This is a genomic window from Enterobacter sp. 118C5 (assembly GCF_034107645.1).
GTDB classification, from domain to species: domain Bacteria; phylum Pseudomonadota; class Gammaproteobacteria; order Enterobacterales; family Enterobacteriaceae; genus Enterobacter; species Enterobacter nematophilus.
Genome location: NZ_JAWNEU010000004.1, coordinates 284,017 through 301,737 on the forward strand (window position 1 = coordinate 284,017; position 17,721 = coordinate 301,737).

The window sequence follows — 17,721 nt, forward strand, 5'->3', positions numbered from 1 at the left end:
CAATACGCAAGCAATTAAGTAACGCGGAATCTGAAGATGGCTGAACCACGTTTCGTACACCTGCGGGTGCATAGCGACTACTCCATGATCGATGGGCTGGCGAAGACCGGGCCGCTGGTAAAAAAGGCGGCCTCTCTGGGCATGCCTGCGCTGGCGATCACCGATTTTACCAACCTGTGTGGCCTGGTGAAGTTCTACGGGACGGCGCATGGCGCGGGAATGAAGCCTATCGTCGGTGCGGATTTTCATGTGCAGAGCGATCTCATCGGGGATGAGCTGACGCAAATCTCCGTGTTGGCCATGAACAATACGGGCTACCAAAACCTCACTCTGCTTATCTCAAAAGCCTATCAACGCGGTTACGGCGCGCTGGGCCCGTGGATTGACAGGGACTGGCTGGCTGAGCTGAACGAAGGGCTGCTGCTGATCTCCGGCGGCCGCATGGGCGATGTCGGTAAATCACTGCTGCGCGGTAATAGCGCGCTGGTGGATCAGTGCGTCTCGTTCTATGAAGAGTACTTCCCGAATCGTTACTATCTGGAGCTGATTCGAACCGGTCGCCAGGATGAAGAGAACTATCTGCACGCTGCTGTCGCGCTGGCTGAAGAGCGCGGCTTGCCCGTGGTGGCAACGAACGACGTGCGTTTCCTGGAGTCCGGCGATTTTGACGCGCACGAAATTCGCGTCGCTATCCATGATGGCTTCACACTCGACGATCCAAAGCGTCCGCGCAACTACTCATCGCAGCAGTATATGCGCAGCGAAGAGGAGATGTGCGAGCTCTTCTCCGACATTCCGGAAGCGCTGGAAAACAGCGTAGAGATTGCCAAGCGCTGTAACGTGACCGTGCGCCTCGGCGAATACTTCCTGCCGCAGTTCCCGACGGGGGACATGACTACGGAAGATTTCCTGGTCATGAAATCGAAAGAGGGTCTGGAAGAGCGTCTCGAATTCCTGTTCCCGGATGAAGAAGAGCGTAAAAAACGTCGTCCGGAGTATGACGAACGCCTGGATATTGAACTTCAGGTGATTAACCAGATGGGCTTCCCCGGCTACTTCCTGATCGTAATGGAGTTTATCCAGTGGTCGAAGGATAACGGCGTTCCGGTTGGTCCGGGCCGTGGCTCGGGTGCGGGCTCGCTGGTGGCGTATGCGCTGAAAATTACCGATCTCGATCCGCTGGAATTTGACCTGCTGTTCGAACGTTTCCTTAACCCGGAACGTGTTTCCATGCCCGACTTCGACGTTGACTTCTGCATGGAAAAACGTGACCAGGTCATCGAGCACGTAGCCGATATGTACGGCCGTGACGCGGTTTCGCAGATCATTACCTTCGGTACCATGGCGGCGAAAGCGGTTATCCGCGACGTGGGACGCGTGCTGGGTCACCCGTACGGCTTTGTCGATCGTATTTCTAAGCTGGTACCGCCCGATCCGGGCATGACGCTGGCAAAAGCGTTTGAAGCCGAACCTCAGCTGCCGGAAATCTACGAAGCGGACGAAGAAGTTAAAGCGCTGATTGACATGGCGCGTAAGCTTGAAGGCGTGACGCGTAACGCCGGTAAGCATGCGGGGGGCGTGGTTATCGCCCCGACCAAAATCACCGACTTTGCGCCGCTCTACTGCGACGAAGCGGGCCAGCACCCGGTTACCCAGTTCGATAAAAACGACGTGGAATACGCCGGGCTGGTGAAGTTCGACTTCCTCGGTCTGCGCACGCTGACCATCATCAACTGGGCGCTGGAGATGATCAACGCCCGCCGCGAGAAGAACGGCGAGCCGCCGCTGGATATCGCGGCCATCCCGCTGGATGACAAGAAAAGTTTCGACATGCTGCAGCGCTCGGAGACGACAGCCGTCTTCCAGCTTGAATCCCGCGGCATGAAAGACCTGATTAAGCGCCTGCAGCCCGACTGCTTCGAAGATATGATCGCACTGGTGGCCCTGTTCCGTCCGGGCCCGCTGCAGTCAGGGATGGTAGATAACTTCATCGACCGTAAGCACGGGCGCGAAGAGATTTCCTACCCGGACGTGCAGTGGCAGCACGAAAGCCTGAAGCCGGTACTGGAGCCAACCTACGGCATCATCCTGTATCAGGAACAGGTTATGCAGATTGCCCAGGTGCTTTCCGGCTATACCCTCGGCGGCGCGGACATGCTGCGTCGTGCGATGGGTAAGAAAAAACCGGAAGAGATGGCCAAGCAGCGCTCCATTTTTGAAGACGGGGCGAAGAAAAACGGCGTTGACGGCGAACTGGCGATGAAAATCTTCGACCTGGTGGAGAAATTCGCCGGGTACGGATTTAACAAATCCCACTCCGCTGCCTATGCTTTGGTTTCGTATCAAACGCTGTGGCTGAAAGCGCACTATCCCGCTGAGTTTATGGCGGCGGTTATGACCGCCGATATGGACAACACCGAGAAGGTGGTCGGCCTGGTGGACGAGTGCTGGCGCATGGGCCTGAAGATCCTGCCGCCGGATATTAACTCCGGGCTCTACCATTTCCACGTCAACGATGACGGGGAGATCGTCTACGGGATCGGCGCGATCAAAGGCGTGGGTGAGGGGCCGATCGAGGCGATCATCGAAGCGCGTAACAACGGCGGCTACTTCCGCGAGCTGTTCGATCTCTGCGCCCGTACCGATACCAAAAAACTGAACCGCCGCGTGCTGGAAAAGCTGATCATGTCCGGCGCGTTCGACAGGCTGGGGCCGCACCGCGCCGCGCTGATGAACTCGCTCGGCGATGCGCTGAAAGCTGCCGATCAGCACGCGAAAGCCGAAGCCATTGGCCAGGCGGATATGTTTGGCGTACTGGCGGAAGAGCCAGAGCAGATTGAGCAGTCTTACTCTAACTGTCAGCCCTGGCCAGAACAGGTGGTGCTGGATGGCGAACGTGAAACGTTAGGTTTGTACCTGACGGGTCACCCGATCAACCAGTACATCAAAGAAATTGAGCGCTATGTCGGAGGCAACAGGCTAAAAGACATGCATCCGACAGATCGTGGTAAAATCACCACGGCTGCGGGGCTCGTGATTGCTGCAAGGGTTATGGTCACCAAGCGCGGCAATCGTATCGGCATCTGTACGTTAGATGACCGTTCCGGGCGTCTGGAGGTGATGCTGTTCACCGACGCGCTGGATAAATACCAGCAATTGCTGGAAAAAGACCGCATACTTATCGTCAGCGGACAGGTCAGCTTTGATGACTTCAGCGGGGGGCTTAAAATGACCGCCCGCGAAGTGATGGACATTGACGAAGCCCGGGAAAAATATGCTCGCGGGCTTGCTATCTCGCTGACGGACAGGCAAATTGATGACCAGCTTTTAAACCGACTCCGTCAGTCTCTGGAACCCCACCGCTCGGGGACCATTCCAGTACATCTCTACTATCAGAGGGCGGATGCACGTGCGCGATTGCGCTTTGGTGCAACGTGGCGTGTCTCTCCGAGCGATCGTTTACTGAACGATCTCCGTGGCCTCATTGGTTCGGAGCAGGTGGAACTGGAGTTTGACTAATACAGGAATATTATGAGTCTGAATTTCCTTGATTTCGAACAGCCGATTGCTGAGCTGGAAGCGAAAATCGATTCTCTGACAGCGGTAAGCCGTCAGGATGAAAAACTGGATATTAACATCGACGAAGAAGTGCATCGTCTGCGCGAAAAAAGCGTAGAACTGACGCGCAAAATCTTTGCCGATCTCGGCGCATGGCAGATCGCCCAGCTGGCGCGTCACCCACAGCGTCCGTACACCCTGGATTATGTCCGCCTGGCGTTTGACGAATTTGACGAACTGGCAGGCGATCGCGCATACGCTGACGACAAAGCTATCGTTGGCGGCATCGCGCGTCTGGACGGACGCCCGGTGATGATCATTGGTCATCAGAAAGGCCGTGAAACCAAAGAGAAGATCCGTCGTAACTTCGGTATGCCAGCACCAGAAGGCTACCGTAAAGCCCTGCGTCTGATGGAGATGGCTGAGCGTTTCAATATGCCTATCATCACCTTCATCGACACCCCGGGTGCATACCCAGGCGTGGGCGCGGAAGAGCGCGGCCAGTCTGAAGCTATCGCCCGCAACCTGCGCGAGATGTCTCGCCTGAAGGTTCCGGTCATCTGTACCGTTATCGGTGAGGGTGGTTCCGGCGGTGCGCTGGCGATTGGCGTGGGCGATAAAGTGAATATGCTGCAGTACAGCACCTATTCCGTTATCTCTCCGGAAGGCTGTGCGTCCATTCTGTGGAAAAGCGCCGACAAAGCGCCGCTGGCTGCTGAAGCGATGGGCATCATTGCGCCGCGTCTGAAAGAGCTGAAGCTGATCGACACCGTTATCCCGGAACCTCTGGGCGGCGCGCATCGTAAGCCGGAAGTGATGGCTGCTTCCCTGAAAGCACAGCTGCTGGCCGACCTGGCCGATCTGGACGTCCTGAGCAAAGAAGACCTGCTCAACCGTCGTTACCAGCGTCTGATGACTTACGGTTACGCGTAAGCTTCACAATTATCTGAAAAGCCGCACTTTGTTGCGGCTTTTTTTATACCTGCCGTTTACCTTAACTATGCTTATCTGATGTTTTTCAAGGAGGTAAACCATGAACATCATTGCCATCATGGGGCCACACGGCGTCTTTTATAAAGACGAGCCCATCAAGGAGCTGGAGCAAGCCCTGAAAGCACGCGGATATCAGCTAATCTGGCCGCAGAACAGCGCCGATCTGCTGAAATTCATCGAACATAATCCGCGCATCTGTGGCGTGATATTCGACTGGGACGAATACGACATGGAGTTGTGCAGCGAGATAAACAGGCTGAATGAATACCTTCCGCTGTACGCCTTTATCAACACTCACTCCACCATGGACGTGAGCGCGCACGATATGCGCATGGCGCTGTGGTTCTTCGAATACTCGCTCGGCGTGGCCGAGGACATTGCGACCCGCATTCAGCAATACACCGGCGAATACCTTGATAACATCACACCGCCGTTTACGCGCGCGCTGTTCACCTATGTGAAAGAGGGGAAATACACCTTCTGTACGCCGGGACACATGGCCGGAACGGCCTATCAAAAAAGCCCGGTGGGGTGCCTGTTCTACGATTTCTTCGGCGGCAATACCCTGAAAGCAGACGTGTCGATTTCAGTGACCGAACTGGGTTCTCTGCTGGACCACACCGGCCCGCATCTGGAAGCCGAAGAGTATATCGCCCGCACCTTTGGCGCCGAGCAGAGCTATATGGTAACCAACGGCACCTCAACCTCGAATAAAATCGTCGGGATGTACGCCGCGCCAACCGGAAGCACGTTGTTGATTGACCGTAACTGTCATAAATCGCTGGCGCACCTGCTGATGATGAGCGACGTCGTCCCGATCTGGCTGTCGCCCACGCGTAACGCGCTCGGTATCCTCGGCGGGATTCCGCGCCGGGAGTTCACGCATCAAGCCATCGAAAGTAAGGTTGCGGCGATCCCCGACGCAAGCTGGCCAGTCCACGCGGTGATCACTAACTCCACCTATGACGGTCTGCTGTATAACACGAACTGGATCAAGCAGACGCTGGACGTACCGTCAATCCACTTCGATTCCGCGTGGGTGCCCTATACCAATTTCCACCCGATTTATTCGGGCAAAAGTGGGATGAGCGGCGAGCGCGTGCCGGGCAAGGTATTTTTCGAAACGCAGTCGACGCACAAAATGCTGGCCGCGTTTTCGCAGGCTTCGTTAATCCACATTAAAGGCGAGTACGACGAGGATACGTTTAACGAAGCCTTTATGATGCACACCACCACCTCTCCGAGCTATCCGCTGGTGGCCTCTATCGAGACGGCGGCGGCGATGCTGCGCGGCAACCCGGGTAAACGCCTGATTAACCGCTCGGTGGAACGGGCGCTGCATTTCCGCAAAGAGGTCCAGCGGCTGAAGGATGAGGCCGACGGCTGGTTCTTCGATATCTGGCAGCCGGAAGAGATCGACGAGGCGGAGTGCTGGCCCGTCGCGCCGGGAGAGAGCTGGCACGGCTTCCGGGATGCCGATGCGGACCACATGTTTCTCGATCCGGTGAAGGTGACGATCCTGACGCCGGGGATGGACGAACAGGGCGTGATGGGCGAGGAAGGGATCCCCGCCGCGCTGGTGGCGAAGTTCCTTGACGAGCGCGGCGTGGTGGTGGAAAAGACCGGCCCCTATAATTTACTGTTCCTGTTCAGCATCGGGATCGACAAAACCCGGGCAATGGGACTGCTGCGCGGGCTGATGGAGTTTAAGCGCGCCTACGATCTCAACCTGCGGGTGAAGAACATGCTGCCGGATCTCTACGCGGAAGATCCTGACTTCTACCGCACCATGCGCATTCAGGATCTGGCCCAGGGGATCCACAGGCTGATCCGCCAGCACGATCTGCCGCGCCTGATGCTCCAGGCGTTTGACGTCCTGCCTGATATGAAGCTGACGCCGCACAAGGCCTGGCAGCGGCAGGTGAAAGGTGAAGTCGAAACCGTTGAGCTGGAAAATCTGGTCGGGCGGGTATCGGCCAACATGATCCTGCCGTATCCGCCAGGCGTGCCGCTGCTGATGCCGGGTGAGATGATTACCGAGGAGAGCCGGGCGGTGCTCGATTTCCTGCTGATGCTCTGTTCGGTAGGGCGTCACTATCCGGGCTTTGAAACGGATATCCACGGCGCGAAACGCGATGAAAACGGCGTGTACTGGGTGCGAGTCCTAAAATAAAGGTGACCGCTTGCCAGGTGTGGGTTTTCGGTTGTAACGTTCAGGCATCATAAAAAGGAGAAGCTATGCTGGGTTTAAAAGCGGTTCACCATATTGCGATCATTGCCACCGATTATGCGAAAAGTAAGGCCTTCTACTGCGACATTCTTGGCTTTACGCTCATGAGCGAGGCCTACCGCGAGGAGCGCGACTCCTGGAAGGGCGATCTCGCGCTAAACGGGCAGTATGTGATTGAGCTGTTCTCTTTTCCTTTCCCGCCTTCGCGTCCGTCCCGCCCGGAAGCCTGCGGCCTGCGTCATCTGGCTTTCAGCGTTGATGACCTTGATAGCGCAGTAAAACATCTGGAAGCGCACGGCGTGACGTGCGAGGCTATTCGCGTCGATCCGTTTACCGACAAGCGTTTTACCTTTTTTAACGACCCGGACGGCCTGCCGCTGGAGCTTTACCAGCAGTAATGTTTGACCTGTGTGATAATGCCCGCTCAGTTCGGGCATTTTTTATGTGTAATTTCCTATGACCTTACCCGCTATCGCACAAGCCATTTCACCGTACCGCCAGCTGCTGGTGGGGTTTAGCGGTGGCCTGGATTCCACCGTGTTGCTGCATCGCCTTAAGCTCTGGCGCGACCGGGATCCTGGCGTCCAGCTTCGGGCTATACACATCCATCACGGGCTAAGCCCTCATGCAGAGGAGTGGGTGGCGCACTGTGAAGCCCTGTGTGAGGCGTGGGCTATCCCGCTCGTCGTTGAGCGCGTCACCCTTGCGGAGGAAGGGCTGGGTATTGAAGCGCAGGCGCGTAAAGCCCGCTATGCCGCTTTTGCCGGCGTATTGCTGCCCGGCGAGGCGCTGGTCACGGCGCAGCATCTGGACGATCAGTGCGAAACCTTTTTGCTGGCGCTCAAGCGGGGCAGCGGACCCGCAGGGCTTTCCGCCATGCCGGCGCGTTCTGATTTTGCCGGAACGCAATTAATGCGGCCGCTGCTTGGCGAGACCCGCGCGTTGCTGGAAGCCTGGGCGCGGGAACATCAGCTGAGCTGGATCGAAGATGAGAGCAACCGGGACGACAGCTACGATCGTAACTTCCTGCGTCTGCGCGTCCTCCCGCTATTGAGCGAGCGCTGGCCGCATTTTGCCGACGCGACAGCAAGAAGCGCCATGCTGTGCGCCGAACAGGAAACTTTGCTGGATGAGTTACTCAGTGAGGAGCTGTCTGACCTGATTTCAGAAGACGGGGCGCTGGCAATTGCGCCTCTGGAGGCGGTAAGCCCGGCGCGCCGGGCCGCGCTGTTACGCCGCTGGCTTGCCACTCATCATGCTCCGATGCCGTCGCGGGCAATGCTGAGCCGTATCTGGGACGAAGTCGCGCAGGCGCGGGAAGATGCTTCCCCCTGCGTACACCTGAGTGGATATGAGGTCAGACGCTATAAAGGTAATCTCTGGTGGGTAAAATCCTCTCCCTCGCTGACCGATGTGGTGCTCCACTGGCCCTCACCAGAGGCACCTCTGATATTGCCCCAGGATGCGGGGAGCGTCTCTCTGATGCCGACGGGTCATGTGCGTCTGCCAAAGCCCGGTGAACCTGTCAGCGTGCGCTTTAAGGCTGGCGGCTTGCTGCATATCGTCGGACGCAACGGGGGAAGGAAGCTGAAAAAGATATGGCAGGAGTGCAACGTGCCGCCGTGGCTGCGCGACACCACGCCGCTGCTGTTCTACGGTGAAACGCTGATTGCTGCTGCAGGGGTGTTCATCACGGAAGAGGGGTGGACAGAAGAGGGGGTCTGCTTCGAGTGGCGGAAAGCGTAACGGGCAGCCCGGCTGCCCGTTAGTGTCATCAGGATTCGCTCACCACGACGGTGCCGATTTGCGGGTGGCTGAAGCTGGCTATTTTGTCCAGACGCAGCTCGCGCGTCGCACCGGCATCTTCCACGACCAGGTATTCCACATTCTTGCGTGAAAGCAGATCGCTGGCCTTCGCCTTCAACACTTCGCCATCTTTTAGCTCCAGCGTCAGTATTAAATGATGCTGGCAGGCGAGTTCGAGGTTGTCATAGTCATCACAATTGATGGGTTGATAAGTATCATTCATCGACATAATCGCTCACCAGTAAATTCGCCGCAGCATACGCTGCTTTTTCCCTGACCGACTCTGAAAGGCTCTCATCAGAGGCCACTTCATTAAGCACCTTCAATACACAGCCCAACGCGTCCGGGACATACCCCAGATCTCCGCTGGCGATTTCCGCATACCGTTTGCGAATTAACTCACAATAATTATTCACATCCCCTCCCGCCAGCGCACTGACTTACTGTGAGATATCATTAAGCCTACGAAGATAAACTCGGTTTAGCAAGGTGACTATACCATACTCATTTAAGCAATATCAGCGCCTTGATAGCGGTGTATTTATTACTCCGTAACAGCCTTTTGCCTCCGTTTTCGCTACAATGTGCGGCTGATTCGAATGGAGTTCTCTCATGGCGCTGAAAGCGACAATTTATAAAGCAGTGGTCAACGTGGCCGATCTTGATCGCAACCAGTTTCTGGACGCGTCGCTTACGCTGGCACGCCACCCCTCCGAAACACAGGAGCGTATGATGCTGCGCCTGCTGGCGTGGATTAAGTATGCTGACGAACGTCTGCAGTTTACCCGTGGGTTAAGCGCGGAAGACGAGCCTGAAGCCTGGCTGCGCAACGACCATCTGGGGATCGATTTATGGATTGAACTCGGTCTGCCGGACGAGCGCAGGATTAAAAAGGCGTGTACTCAGTCTGCGGAAGTGGCGTTGTTCGCCTATAACCAGCGCGCGGCGGAGATTTGGTGGCAGCAAAATAAGAATAAATGCGCGCAGTTTAAAAATCTCGCCGTCTGGTATCTGGATGATGAACAGCTGGCGCAGCTGAGCGAGTTTGCCAGCCGGACGATGGCGCTGCAGGCAACGATTCAGGACGGAGCCATCTGGCTTTCTGATTCTCAGAATAATCTGGAAATTCATCTGACGGCCTGGCAGCCTGCGTCATGATCGTCCTGTCCCGAAACGTCAGTATCCCTGATAACGAGCTGGAGATCGCCGCCATCCGTGCTCAGGGCGCGGGCGGGCAGCACGTCAATAAGGCTTCGACGGCTATCCATTTGCGTTTTGACATTCGGGCCTCAAGCCTGCCAGAGTATTATAAAGAAAGTCTGCTTGCCGCCAGCCATCACCTGATCACCAGCGATGGCGTGATTGTGATCAAAGCCCAGGAGTACCGCAGCCAGGAGCTCAACCGGGAAGCGGCGATAGCCAGGCTGGTGGCGGTCATCAAAGAGTTAACGGCAGTACAAAAAAGCCGCCGGGCAACGCGGCCAACTCGCGCATCGAAAGAGCGTCGGCTGTCCTCGAAAGCCCAAAAATCCACAGTGAAAGCATTACGCGGTAAAGTTCGTCGCCCGATGGAGTGACGAAAGGGAACACAATTTTCATAAGGAATTCATTGTGAAAAAAGCATTATTTTCAGCGCTGGCAGTGAGTACGCTGTTTGCGCTTTTCGGGTGTAACAACCGTTCTGAAACGCAGGTTTTGCAGCCAGCGCAGAATGAAGAGTTAAAGCCAATGCAGCAGAGCTGGCGCGGCGTATTGCCCTGCGCGGACTGCGAAGGCATTGAAACGTCACTGTTCCTGCAAAAAGACGGTACCTGGGTGATGAACCAGCGCTATCAGGGCGCGAAAGAACCTTCTTCATTTGCGACTTACGGGACATGGGCGCGTACGGCTGAGAAGCTGGTCCTGACGGATACCTCCGGTGACAAAACCTGGTTCCGCCCTAAAGGCGAGAACATGGAAATGCTCGACCGGGAAGGCAATCCGATTGAATCCCAGTTCAACTACACGCTGACGCCGGTGAAAGCGGCGCTGCCTGCCACGCCGATGGCGATGCGGGGGATGTATTTCTATATGGCGGACGCGGCGATCTTTACCGACTGCGCTACCGGTAAGAAAGTTAGCGTGGCAAACAATGCGCAGCTTGAACGTGATTACGCCGTGGCGCGCGGCAACGACAGCAAGCCAATATTGCTGACGGTTGACGGCCACTTTACGCTGGAGCCAAACCCGGATAGCGGGGAGATGGTGAAAACGCTGGTGGCAGATAAAGACGCGAAGTTTATTGCGGGCAAAGACTGTAACAGCAAATAAGCTGACGTTGAGCCATTAAAAAACCCCGCCAGAGCGGGGTTTTTTTGTTTAGCCTTTGATGGCTTTCACCAGGTAATCAAGAATATCGCCGGTCTTGATCATCTGTTTTTCGCCGCTGCGACGGTATTTGTATTCAATCTCATCGCTGTCGAGGTTACGGTCACCGATGACGACGGTGTGCGGAATACCGATCAGTTCCATATCGGCAAACATCACGCCCGGACGCTCTTTACGATCATCCATCAGCACTTCGATGCCCTGAGCGCGCAGCTCGGCGTACAGCTTCTCGGCCAGCTCCTGCACGCGGTAAGACTTGTGCATGTTCATTGGCAGAATAGCCACCTGGAACGGCGCGATATTGTCCGGCCAGACGATGCCGCGCTCGTCGTAGTTCTGCTCGATGGCCGCAGCCACCACGCGCGTCACCCCGATACCGTAGCAGCCCATGGTCAGGATCTGATTACGGCCATCTTCACCCTGAACGGCGGCGTTCAGCGCGCGAGAGTACTTATCACCCAGCTGGAAGATGTGGCCCACTTCGATGCCGCGCTTGATCATCAGCGTACCCTGGCCGTCCGGGCTTGGGTCGCCTGCAACCACGTTACGGATGTCTGCCACTTCCGGCGTCGCCACGTCGCGATCCCAGTTGATGCCGAAGTAATGCTTACCGTCGATGTTAGCACCCGCGGAGAAGTCGCTCATTGCAGCAACCGTGCGGTCAATCACGACAGGAACCGGCATATTCACCGGACCGAGAGAGCCTGGACCGGCATTCACGACGGCGCGGATTTCCGCTTCCGTTGCGAACGTCAGCGGGCTGGCTACCTGCGGCAGCTTTTCGGCTTTCACTTCGTTCAGTTCATGATCGCCACGCACCAGCAGGGCAACCAGCGGGTAAGCGCTGCCTTCGGTAGACTTCACCAGCAGCGTTTTAACGGTTTTTTCAATCGGCAGACTGAACTGCTCAACCAGCTCGGCGATGGTTTTCGCGTTTGGCGTATCAACCAGCGTCATCTCTTGCGTTGCCGCACCGCGAGGTTCTTTTGGTGCCAGCGCTTCTGCAAATTCGATGTTCGCCGCGTAGTCTGAAGAGTCAGAGAAGATCACATCGTCTTCACCGCTCTGCGCCAGAACCTGGAACTCATGGGATGCGCTACCGCCGATGGAGCCGGTATCAGCCTGCACCGCGCGGAAATCCAGACCCATGCGGGAGAAGATTTTGCTGTAAGCCTGGTACATTTTGTCGTAGGTCTCTTGCAGCGACTCCTGTGAGGTATGGAAAGAGTAGGCATCTTTCATCAGGAATTCGCGAGAGCGCATCACGCCGAAGCGTGGGCGCACTTCGTCACGGAACTTGGTCTGGATCTGGAAGAAGTTCAGCGGCAGCTGTTTGTAAGAGCTCAGCTCATTACGAATCAGATCGGTAATGACTTCTTCATGCGTTGGACCGAGAACGAACGGACGCTCGCCGCGATCGACGAAGCGCAGCAGTTCTGGGCCATATTGCTCCCAACGGCCGCTCTCCTGCCACAGGTCAGCGGGCTGAACCACGGGCATAGACACCTCGATAGCACCGGCGTTGTTCATCTCTTCACGCACGATGTTTTCGACTTTTTTCAGGACGCGCACGCCGGTCGGCAGCCAGGTGTATAACCCGGAGGCCAGCTTGCGGATCATCCCGGCGCGCAGCATCAGCTGATGGCTGATCACTTCGGCGTCGGCAGGTGTCTCCTTCAAAGTGGAGAGCAGATATTGGCTAGTACGCATGTTGTTACGGTTCCATTTCGACGATTGGAACAGGCTGAAACGCCAGCCTGACACAAAAAAAGTGGTTTAGTTTACCAGTGTGGCAAAGATGCCAAAAGAGAGGAGAACAAAATTACCTGGGTTCAAGGGCAAACACTTCGAAACCTGCCCCAGTAACGCGCCAGCGCACGTTAAAATCCAGCAGCCAGACGGCGTACGTTTTTCCTGCTTCCTCTTCTTTACGGTAGGCCGGGCGGGGATCCTGTGCCAGAACTTCAGTAATGAAATCCCGTAAGCGAGGATAGCGTTTCTCTAGCTGACTCAGCTGCAGGGCGATCTCAGGCGTAAACGAGACTGGCATATCCGCCTGCGGTGCATCCTGAGCGTAGCTTGCGCGCGCATCCGGGAGGGCTTCGGCGAAAGGCAAATAGGGTTTGATATCGATAACCGGCGTGCCGTCCACCAGGTCCAGGCTGCCCAGCTCAAGGATGACCTGATCCTTCTGGCAGCGTATGCCTTTCAGTTCAACCAGCGACATCCCGATCGGATTTGGACGGAAGGTCGAGCGAGTTGCAAACACGCCCATTCTCGCATTTCCGCCCAGGCGCGGAGGACGCACGGTGGGATGCCAGCCGCCTTCCATTGTCTGGTGAAAGACAAATACCACCCATAAGTGACTGAAAGACTCGAGCCCGCGTACCGCATCAGCCTGGTTATAAGGCGCCTGAAGATGAAGCTCGCCGCTGCTGCTGGTGACCAGACCGGGCTGGCGGGGCACGGCGAACTTCTCTTTGTACGGAGAGTGAATAACCCCTATTTGCTCAAACTGAAACGCACTCATTTCGCCGTAATGTTCAGCGCAGAACCGATGCAAACCGCCTGACGGTAGCAGCCCGGCGTGCCGCTGGTGACTTCGCAGCTGTGCAGCAGCACCGCGTTAGCTTTCATTTTTGCGGCGTTAATCTGCATGCGTTTGCGCGCTGTCGGGATATTCGGTGGAGAGTCCTGATTGGTTGCCTGACAGGATTCGCCGCTCACTTCACCCAGTTCACGGAACGGTTTGCCGACCAGTTCGTCAGCCTTGGTGATAATGCGAACCGGCGCAGGGCGGACCACTTTCGGTTTTGCAGGCTCTGTTTTTGGCGGGGTTGCCGTGCTTTGAACGGGTTCAACAGGAGATCTGCTTAGCATAGAACAGCCGCTCAGCATGAGTGCTAAAAGACAGATCGGTAAAGCACGCATAATAATTCCTCAATGGATAATCAAAACGTCAGATATTGAATCAGGTGACTGCACAAATGACAAGACGGGCATAAGCCCGTCCTGATGATATTACACTGAGGTGAGATTACCAGCCTTTAACAGCGCCGCCGTTAAACACTTTGTTGGCTTCCTGGTAAACTTCGTCTGACTGATAGGCCTGAACGAACTTCTTCACGTTTTCCGCGTCTTTGTTATCTTCGCGAGTCACGATCAGGTTAACGTACGGGGAGTCTTTATCTTCAACGAAGATACCGTCTTTCGCTGGCGTCAGGCCAATCTGGCTGGCGTAAGTGGTGTTGATAACGGCCAGGGCAATCTGCGCATCGTCCAGAGAGCGCGGCAGCTGCGGTGCTTCCAGTTCAACAATTTTCAGATTTTTCGGGTTCTCGGTGACATCCAGAACGGTTGGCAGCAGGCCAACGCCGTCTTTCAGTTTGATCAGGCCCACTTTCTGCAGCAGCAGCAGGGAACGACCGAGGTTGGTTGGATCGTTAGGCACGGCTACCTGAGAGCCCGGCTGCAGTTCGTCCAGTGATTTAATTTTCTTGGAGTAGCCGGCAATCGGGTAAACGAAGGTGTTACCTACACCCACCAGCTTATAGCCGCGATCTTTGATCTGCTGATCCAGGTATGGCTTATGCTGGAAGGCGTTGGCGTCGATATCGCCTTTGCTCAACGCTTCGTTCGGCAGAACGTAATCGTTGAAGGTCACCAGTTCAACGTCCAGACCGTATTTTTCTTTCGCCACTTTCTGAGCAACTTCAGCAACCTGCTGTTCTGCACCTACGATAACGCCCACTTTAATATGGTTTGGATCTTTTTCGTCCTGACCGCAACCCACCAGTGCCAGAGAGCCAATCAGCGCGCCTACTGCTGCGAAGGTCTTTAATTTAAACGCCATGTTTTATCCTTAACTCGTCGAGTTTGTGTTGTGTGTAACGTTATTTGTGAGTAACAGCCCGGACGATGCGATCGCCAGAGAACTGGATTAAGTAAACCAGAACAACCAGCAATACCAGAACGGTATTCATCACGGTAGCGTTATATCCAATATAGCCGTACTGATAACCAATCTGTCCTAAACCGCCGGCACCCACGGCACCGCCCATCGCGGAATACCCTACCAGAGTAATAAGCGTAATCGTTGCCGCGTTCACCAGGCCCGGCAGTGCTTCAGGCAGCAGAACCTTGCGGACGATCTGCATAGGTGTTGCACCCATGGCACGAGAAGCTTCAATCAAACCGGTTGGGATCTCCAGCAGGGCGTTTTCCACCATACGGGCGATAAACGGCGCAGCGCCTACGGTCAGCGGAACGATAGCCGCCTGCAGACCAATCGACGTGCCGACGATCACGCGGGTAAACGGAATCATCCACACCAGCAGAATAATGAACGGTATGGAACGGAAGATATTCACCAGCGCGGAGAGCGTACGGTAGAGCTTCGCGTTCTCAATGATTTGACCCGGACGCGTCACGTACAGCAGTACGCCTACCGGCAGGCCAATCACAAAACCAAAGAAACCCGATACGAAGGTCATTGCCAGCGTTTCCCAAACGCCGCGAACCAGTAGCCACATCATCGGCTCAGACATAACCCAGTACCTCTACTTTTACATGATGTTCTTGCAGCCAGGCGATTGCGGCCTGGGTTTCTTCTTGGGTGCCGTGCATTTCCGTCAGCATGATGCCGAACTTCACGCCACCGGCGTAATCCATCTGCGCGCTAATAATGTTGTTGTTCACGTTAAAGCGACGCGCGGTTTCGGAAAGCAGAGGGGCATCAACGGACTGACCGGTGAATTCCATACGCAGCATCGGAACGCTGTCAGCCGTTGGCTCAGTTTTCAAACGCTCCAGATAATCTTCTGGAATATCCAGATGCAGCGTGGACTGAATAAACTGCTGTGCCAGCGGCGTTTTCGGATGGGAAAATACTTCGCTTACCGTGTCCTGCTCGATCAGCTCGCCGTTACTAATGACCGCCACGCAGTCGCAGATGCGTTTCACCACGTCCATCTCGTGCGTAATAAGGAGGATCGTCAGGCCCAGGCGACGGTTAATGTCCTTCAGCAGCTCCAGAATAGAACGCGTGGTGGCCGGATCCAGTGCGCTGGTGGCTTCGTCGCACAGCAGTACTTTTGGGTTGCTGGCCAGCGCGCGGGCAATAGCGACACGCTGCTTCTGCCCACCGGACAGGTTTGCCGGGTAGCTATCATGCTTATCACCCAGACCCACGAGGTCCAGCAGTTCGGTCACGCGACGCTTCACTTCTTCTTTTGGCGTGTTATCCAGCTCCAGCGGTAACGCGACGTTGCCGAACACTGTGCGGGAAGCCAGCAGGTTAAAGTGCTGGAAGATCATGCCAATCTGGCGACGCGCTTTAGTCAGTTCTTTTTCTGAAAGAGCGGTAAGTTCCTGACCGCCAACTTCTACGCTGCCCTGGGTTGGGCGCTCAAGCAGGTTAACACAACGGATCAGCGTGCTTTTACCTGCACCCGATGCGCCAATGACGCCATAAATTTGACCGGCAGGAACATGCAGGCTGACGTTGTTCAGCGCCTGAATGGTTCGGTTCCCCTGCTGGAACACTTTGGTGATATTGGAAAGTTTAATCATTAGATTATTTTTATCGTATGTAAGTTAGCCGTGGCATTTTCTTCTGCCAGATACGGGTGATGACCGTAAACAAAACGGATGTTAAGGCATCCAGACGTCTAAATCAATCCAACTCTGTATGATGAGCACTTTATTGCGCTGCGATTCATGAGATACTAGCTCAACAGGCCTTTTTCAGGAGCAAACCGGTGGCAAAATCAGTACCCGCAATTTTTCTCGACCGTGATGGCACTATTAATGTGGATCACGGTTATGTGCATGAGATCGATGAGTTCGAATTTATCGACGGCGTTATAGAGGCAATGCGCCAGCTAAAAGAGATGGGCTATGCGCTGGTGGTGGTCACCAATCAGTCTGGTATTGCGCGTGGTAAGTTCACCGAAGCGCAGTTTGAGACGCTGACGGAATGGATGGACTGGTCGCTGGCCGATCGCGGGGTCGATCTTGATGGCATCTATTATTGCCCGCACCACCCGCAGGGAACCGTGGAAGAGTATCGTCAGACCTGTGACTGCCGTAAACCGCATCCGGGCATGTTTAACTCGGCACAGGATTTCTTGCACATTGATATGGCTGCTTCCTATATGGTGGGCGATAAGCTGGAAGATATGCAGGCGGCCGCAGCGGCGGGAGTGGGTACCAAAATATTAGTGCGTACCGGTAAGCCCGTAACGCCAGAAGCCGAAAGTGCAGCGGATTGGGTGATAAATAGCCTGGCAGAGCTGCCAAAAGAGATAAAAAAGCATCAGAAATAGCCTTTTTGGCGAAAAGGTGAGCGGTCGAAATAAAAATGCATATTTCCGCTTGTCATTCCTCGGCAGCTCCCTATAATGCGCCTCCATCGACACGGCGGATGTGAATCACTTCACAGTTAACCCGGTCGGTTGAAGAGAAAAAATCCTGAAATAACGGGTTGACTCTGAAAGAGGAAAGCGTAATATACGCCACCTCGCAACGGTGAGCTGAAAGCCGCGTTGCAACTGCTCTTTAACAATTTATCAGACAATCTGTGTGGGCACTCAAAGTGACATGGATTCTTAATGTCTTCGGACAATAAATGAATACCAAGTCTCTGAGTGAACATGCGTAATTCATTACGAAGTTTAATTCACGAGCATCAAACTTAAATTGAAGAGTTTGATCATGGCTCAGATTGAACGCTGGCGGCAGGCCTAACACATGCAAGTCGAACGGTA

At 55.2% G+C, this 17,721-nt stretch carries 17 protein-coding genes and 1 rRNA gene; 10 read left to right on the forward strand and 8 right to left on the reverse strand.

Annotation, left to right across the window (positions count from 1 at the left end):
* The first annotated feature begins 36 nt into the window (after window positions 1-36).
* The 5 genes from dnaE (at window position 37) to tilS (ending at window position 8,527) form a co-directional block, all read left to right on the forward strand.
* Window positions 37-3,519, forward strand: a complete 3,483-nt coding sequence (gene dnaE / locus UTO39_RS11045; protein WP_061099163.1) for a DNA polymerase III subunit alpha — start codon at window positions 37-39, stop codon at window positions 3,517-3,519.
* A 12-nt stretch (window positions 3,520-3,531) separates the two neighbouring features.
* Window positions 3,532-4,491, forward strand: coding sequence for an acetyl-CoA carboxylase carboxyl transferase subunit alpha (gene accA / locus UTO39_RS11050; protein ID WP_013095666.1), 960 nt, complete (start codon window positions 3,532-3,534; stop codon window positions 4,489-4,491).
* A 100-nt stretch (window positions 4,492-4,591) separates the two neighbouring features.
* Window positions 4,592-6,724: a lysine decarboxylase LdcC gene (locus UTO39_RS11055; RefSeq protein WP_320727168.1), complete on the forward strand. Its 2,133-nt coding sequence runs from the start codon at window positions 4,592-4,594 to the stop codon at window positions 6,722-6,724.
* Between the two features lie 65 nt (window positions 6,725-6,789).
* A complete protein-coding gene (locus UTO39_RS11060) occupies window positions 6,790-7,179 on the forward strand; it encodes a VOC family protein (protein ID WP_028015591.1) in 390 nt (129 codons plus the stop codon).
* 58 nt (window positions 7,180-7,237) lie between these two features.
* On the forward strand, window positions 7,238-8,527 hold the full coding sequence (gene tilS, locus UTO39_RS11065) for a tRNA lysidine(34) synthetase TilS (RefSeq protein ID WP_320727169.1): 1,290 nt from the start codon (window positions 7,238-7,240) through the stop codon (window positions 8,525-8,527).
* A 28-nt stretch (window positions 8,528-8,555) separates the two neighbouring features.
* On the opposite strand, the gene rof is transcribed toward tilS, so the two are convergent.
* Together rof and UTO39_RS11075 are read right to left on the reverse strand one after the other, a co-directional pair.
* Window positions 8,556-8,816 carry a Rho-binding antiterminator gene (rof, locus tag UTO39_RS11070; RefSeq protein ID WP_028015593.1) on the reverse strand — a complete coding sequence of 87 codons (261 nt, stop codon included), beginning with the start codon at window positions 8,814-8,816 and terminating at the stop codon, window positions 8,556-8,558.
* Entirely contained in the window at window positions 8,803-9,003 is a 201-nt protein-coding gene (locus UTO39_RS11075) for a YaeP family protein (protein WP_008501889.1), read from the reverse strand. Before UTO39_RS11075 ends, rof begins: the two co-directional genes overlap by 14 nt.
* Before the next feature lie 196 nt (window positions 9,004-9,199).
* On the opposite strand from UTO39_RS11075, the gene UTO39_RS11080 reads away from it, so the two are divergent.
* Genes UTO39_RS11080 through nlpE form a run of 3 tightly spaced genes read left to right on the forward strand, consistent with a single transcriptional unit; the run spans window position 9,200 to window position 10,897 of the window.
* Window positions 9,200-9,745 (forward strand): YaeQ family protein, encoded by a 546-nt coding sequence (locus UTO39_RS11080; RefSeq protein WP_047367365.1) that lies wholly within the window; start codon window positions 9,200-9,202, stop codon window positions 9,743-9,745.
* The gene (gene arfB / locus UTO39_RS11085) at window positions 9,742-10,164 is read left to right on the forward strand and encodes an alternative ribosome rescue aminoacyl-tRNA hydrolase ArfB (protein WP_151413531.1); all 423 of its coding nucleotides are present in this window, start codon (window positions 9,742-9,744) and stop codon (window positions 10,162-10,164) included. The genes UTO39_RS11080 and arfB overlap by 4 nt, the downstream gene beginning before the upstream one ends.
* Before the next feature lie 34 nt (window positions 10,165-10,198).
* Window positions 10,199-10,897, forward strand: coding sequence for an envelope stress response activation lipoprotein NlpE (gene nlpE / locus UTO39_RS11090; RefSeq protein ID WP_320727170.1), 699 nt, complete (start codon window positions 10,199-10,201; stop codon window positions 10,895-10,897).
* A gap of 48 nt (window positions 10,898-10,945) precedes the next feature.
* Here nlpE and proS read toward each other — a convergent pair whose 3' ends face one another.
* The 6 genes from proS to metN all read right to left on the reverse strand — a co-directional run bounded on the left by proS (window position 10,946) and on the right by metN (window position 16,525).
* Window positions 10,946-12,664, reverse strand: a complete 1,719-nt coding sequence (proS, locus tag UTO39_RS11095) for a proline--tRNA ligase (RefSeq protein WP_320727171.1) — start codon at window positions 12,662-12,664, stop codon at window positions 10,946-10,948.
* A 112-nt stretch (window positions 12,665-12,776) separates the two neighbouring features.
* The gene (gene tsaA, locus UTO39_RS11100) at window positions 12,777-13,484 is read right to left on the reverse strand and encodes a tRNA (N6-threonylcarbamoyladenosine(37)-N6)-methyltransferase TrmO (RefSeq protein WP_320727172.1); all 708 of its coding nucleotides are present in this window, start codon (window positions 13,482-13,484) and stop codon (window positions 12,777-12,779) included.
* Window positions 13,481-13,885, reverse strand: coding sequence for an Rcs stress response system protein RcsF (rcsF, locus tag UTO39_RS11105; protein WP_008501883.1), 405 nt, complete (start codon window positions 13,883-13,885; stop codon window positions 13,481-13,483). The genes tsaA and rcsF overlap by 4 nt, the downstream gene beginning before the upstream one ends.
* A 106-nt stretch (window positions 13,886-13,991) precedes the next feature.
* The gene (gene metQ / locus UTO39_RS11110; protein ID WP_014168729.1) at window positions 13,992-14,807 is read right to left on the reverse strand and encodes a methionine ABC transporter substrate-binding lipoprotein MetQ; all 816 of its coding nucleotides are present in this window, start codon (window positions 14,805-14,807) and stop codon (window positions 13,992-13,994) included.
* A gap of 40 nt (window positions 14,808-14,847) precedes the next feature.
* A complete protein-coding gene (locus UTO39_RS11115; RefSeq protein WP_003856130.1) occupies window positions 14,848-15,501 on the reverse strand; it encodes a methionine ABC transporter permease MetI in 654 nt (217 codons plus the stop codon).
* Window positions 15,494-16,525, reverse strand: a complete 1,032-nt coding sequence (gene metN, locus UTO39_RS11120; RefSeq protein ID WP_023334590.1) for a methionine ABC transporter ATP-binding protein MetN — start codon at window positions 16,523-16,525, stop codon at window positions 15,494-15,496. The genes UTO39_RS11115 and metN overlap by 8 nt, the downstream gene beginning before the upstream one ends.
* A 188-nt stretch (window positions 16,526-16,713) precedes the next feature.
* Here metN and gmhB point away from each other — a divergent pair, with 188 nt between their 5' ends.
* Both gmhB and UTO39_RS11130 read left to right on the forward strand, forming a co-directional pair.
* A complete protein-coding gene (gene gmhB / locus UTO39_RS11125) occupies window positions 16,714-17,280 on the forward strand; it encodes a D-glycero-beta-D-manno-heptose 1,7-bisphosphate 7-phosphatase (RefSeq protein WP_266179221.1) in 567 nt (188 codons plus the stop codon).
* Between the two features lie 370 nt (window positions 17,281-17,650).
* Window positions 17,651-17,721 (forward strand): 16S ribosomal RNA (locus tag UTO39_RS11130); the annotation flags it as partial.

Excerpts from the sequence above, each read along its gene's own strand:
- accA (WP_013095666.1), top strand. The coding sequence starts at position 3,532 with ATGAGTCTGAATTTCCTTGATTTCGAACAGCCGATTGCTGAGCTGGAA.
- tsaA (WP_320727172.1), bottom strand. The coding sequence starts at position 13,484 with ATGAGTGCGTTTCAGTTTGAGCAAATAGGGGTTATTCACTCTCCGTAC.
- UTO39_RS11055 (WP_320727168.1), top strand. The coding sequence starts at position 4,592 with ATGAACATCATTGCCATCATGGGGCCACACGGCGTCTTTTATAAAGAC.
- UTO39_RS11060 (WP_028015591.1), top strand. The coding sequence starts at position 6,790 with ATGCTGGGTTTAAAAGCGGTTCACCATATTGCGATCATTGCCACCGAT.
- tilS (WP_320727169.1), top strand. The coding sequence starts at position 7,238 with ATGACCTTACCCGCTATCGCACAAGCCATTTCACCGTACCGCCAGCTG.
- dnaE (WP_061099163.1), top strand. The coding sequence starts at position 37 with ATGGCTGAACCACGTTTCGTACACCTGCGGGTGCATAGCGACTACTCC.
- UTO39_RS11080 (WP_047367365.1), top strand. The coding sequence starts at position 9,200 with ATGGCGCTGAAAGCGACAATTTATAAAGCAGTGGTCAACGTGGCCGAT.
- metN (WP_023334590.1), bottom strand. The coding sequence starts at position 16,525 with ATGATTAAACTTTCCAATATCACCAAAGTGTTCCAGCAGGGGAACCGA.
- arfB (WP_151413531.1), top strand. The coding sequence starts at position 9,742 with ATGATCGTCCTGTCCCGAAACGTCAGTATCCCTGATAACGAGCTGGAG.
- proS (WP_320727171.1), bottom strand. The coding sequence starts at position 12,664 with ATGCGTACTAGCCAATATCTGCTCTCCACTTTGAAGGAGACACCTGCC.
- metQ (WP_014168729.1), bottom strand. The coding sequence starts at position 14,807 with ATGGCGTTTAAATTAAAGACCTTCGCAGCAGTAGGCGCGCTGATTGGC.
- rof (WP_028015593.1), bottom strand. The coding sequence starts at position 8,816 with ATGTCGATGAATGATACTTATCAACCCATCAATTGTGATGACTATGAC.
- rcsF (WP_008501883.1), bottom strand. The coding sequence starts at position 13,885 with ATGCGTGCTTTACCGATCTGTCTTTTAGCACTCATGCTGAGCGGCTGT.
- UTO39_RS11115 (WP_003856130.1), bottom strand. The coding sequence starts at position 15,501 with ATGTCTGAGCCGATGATGTGGCTACTGGTTCGCGGCGTTTGGGAAACG.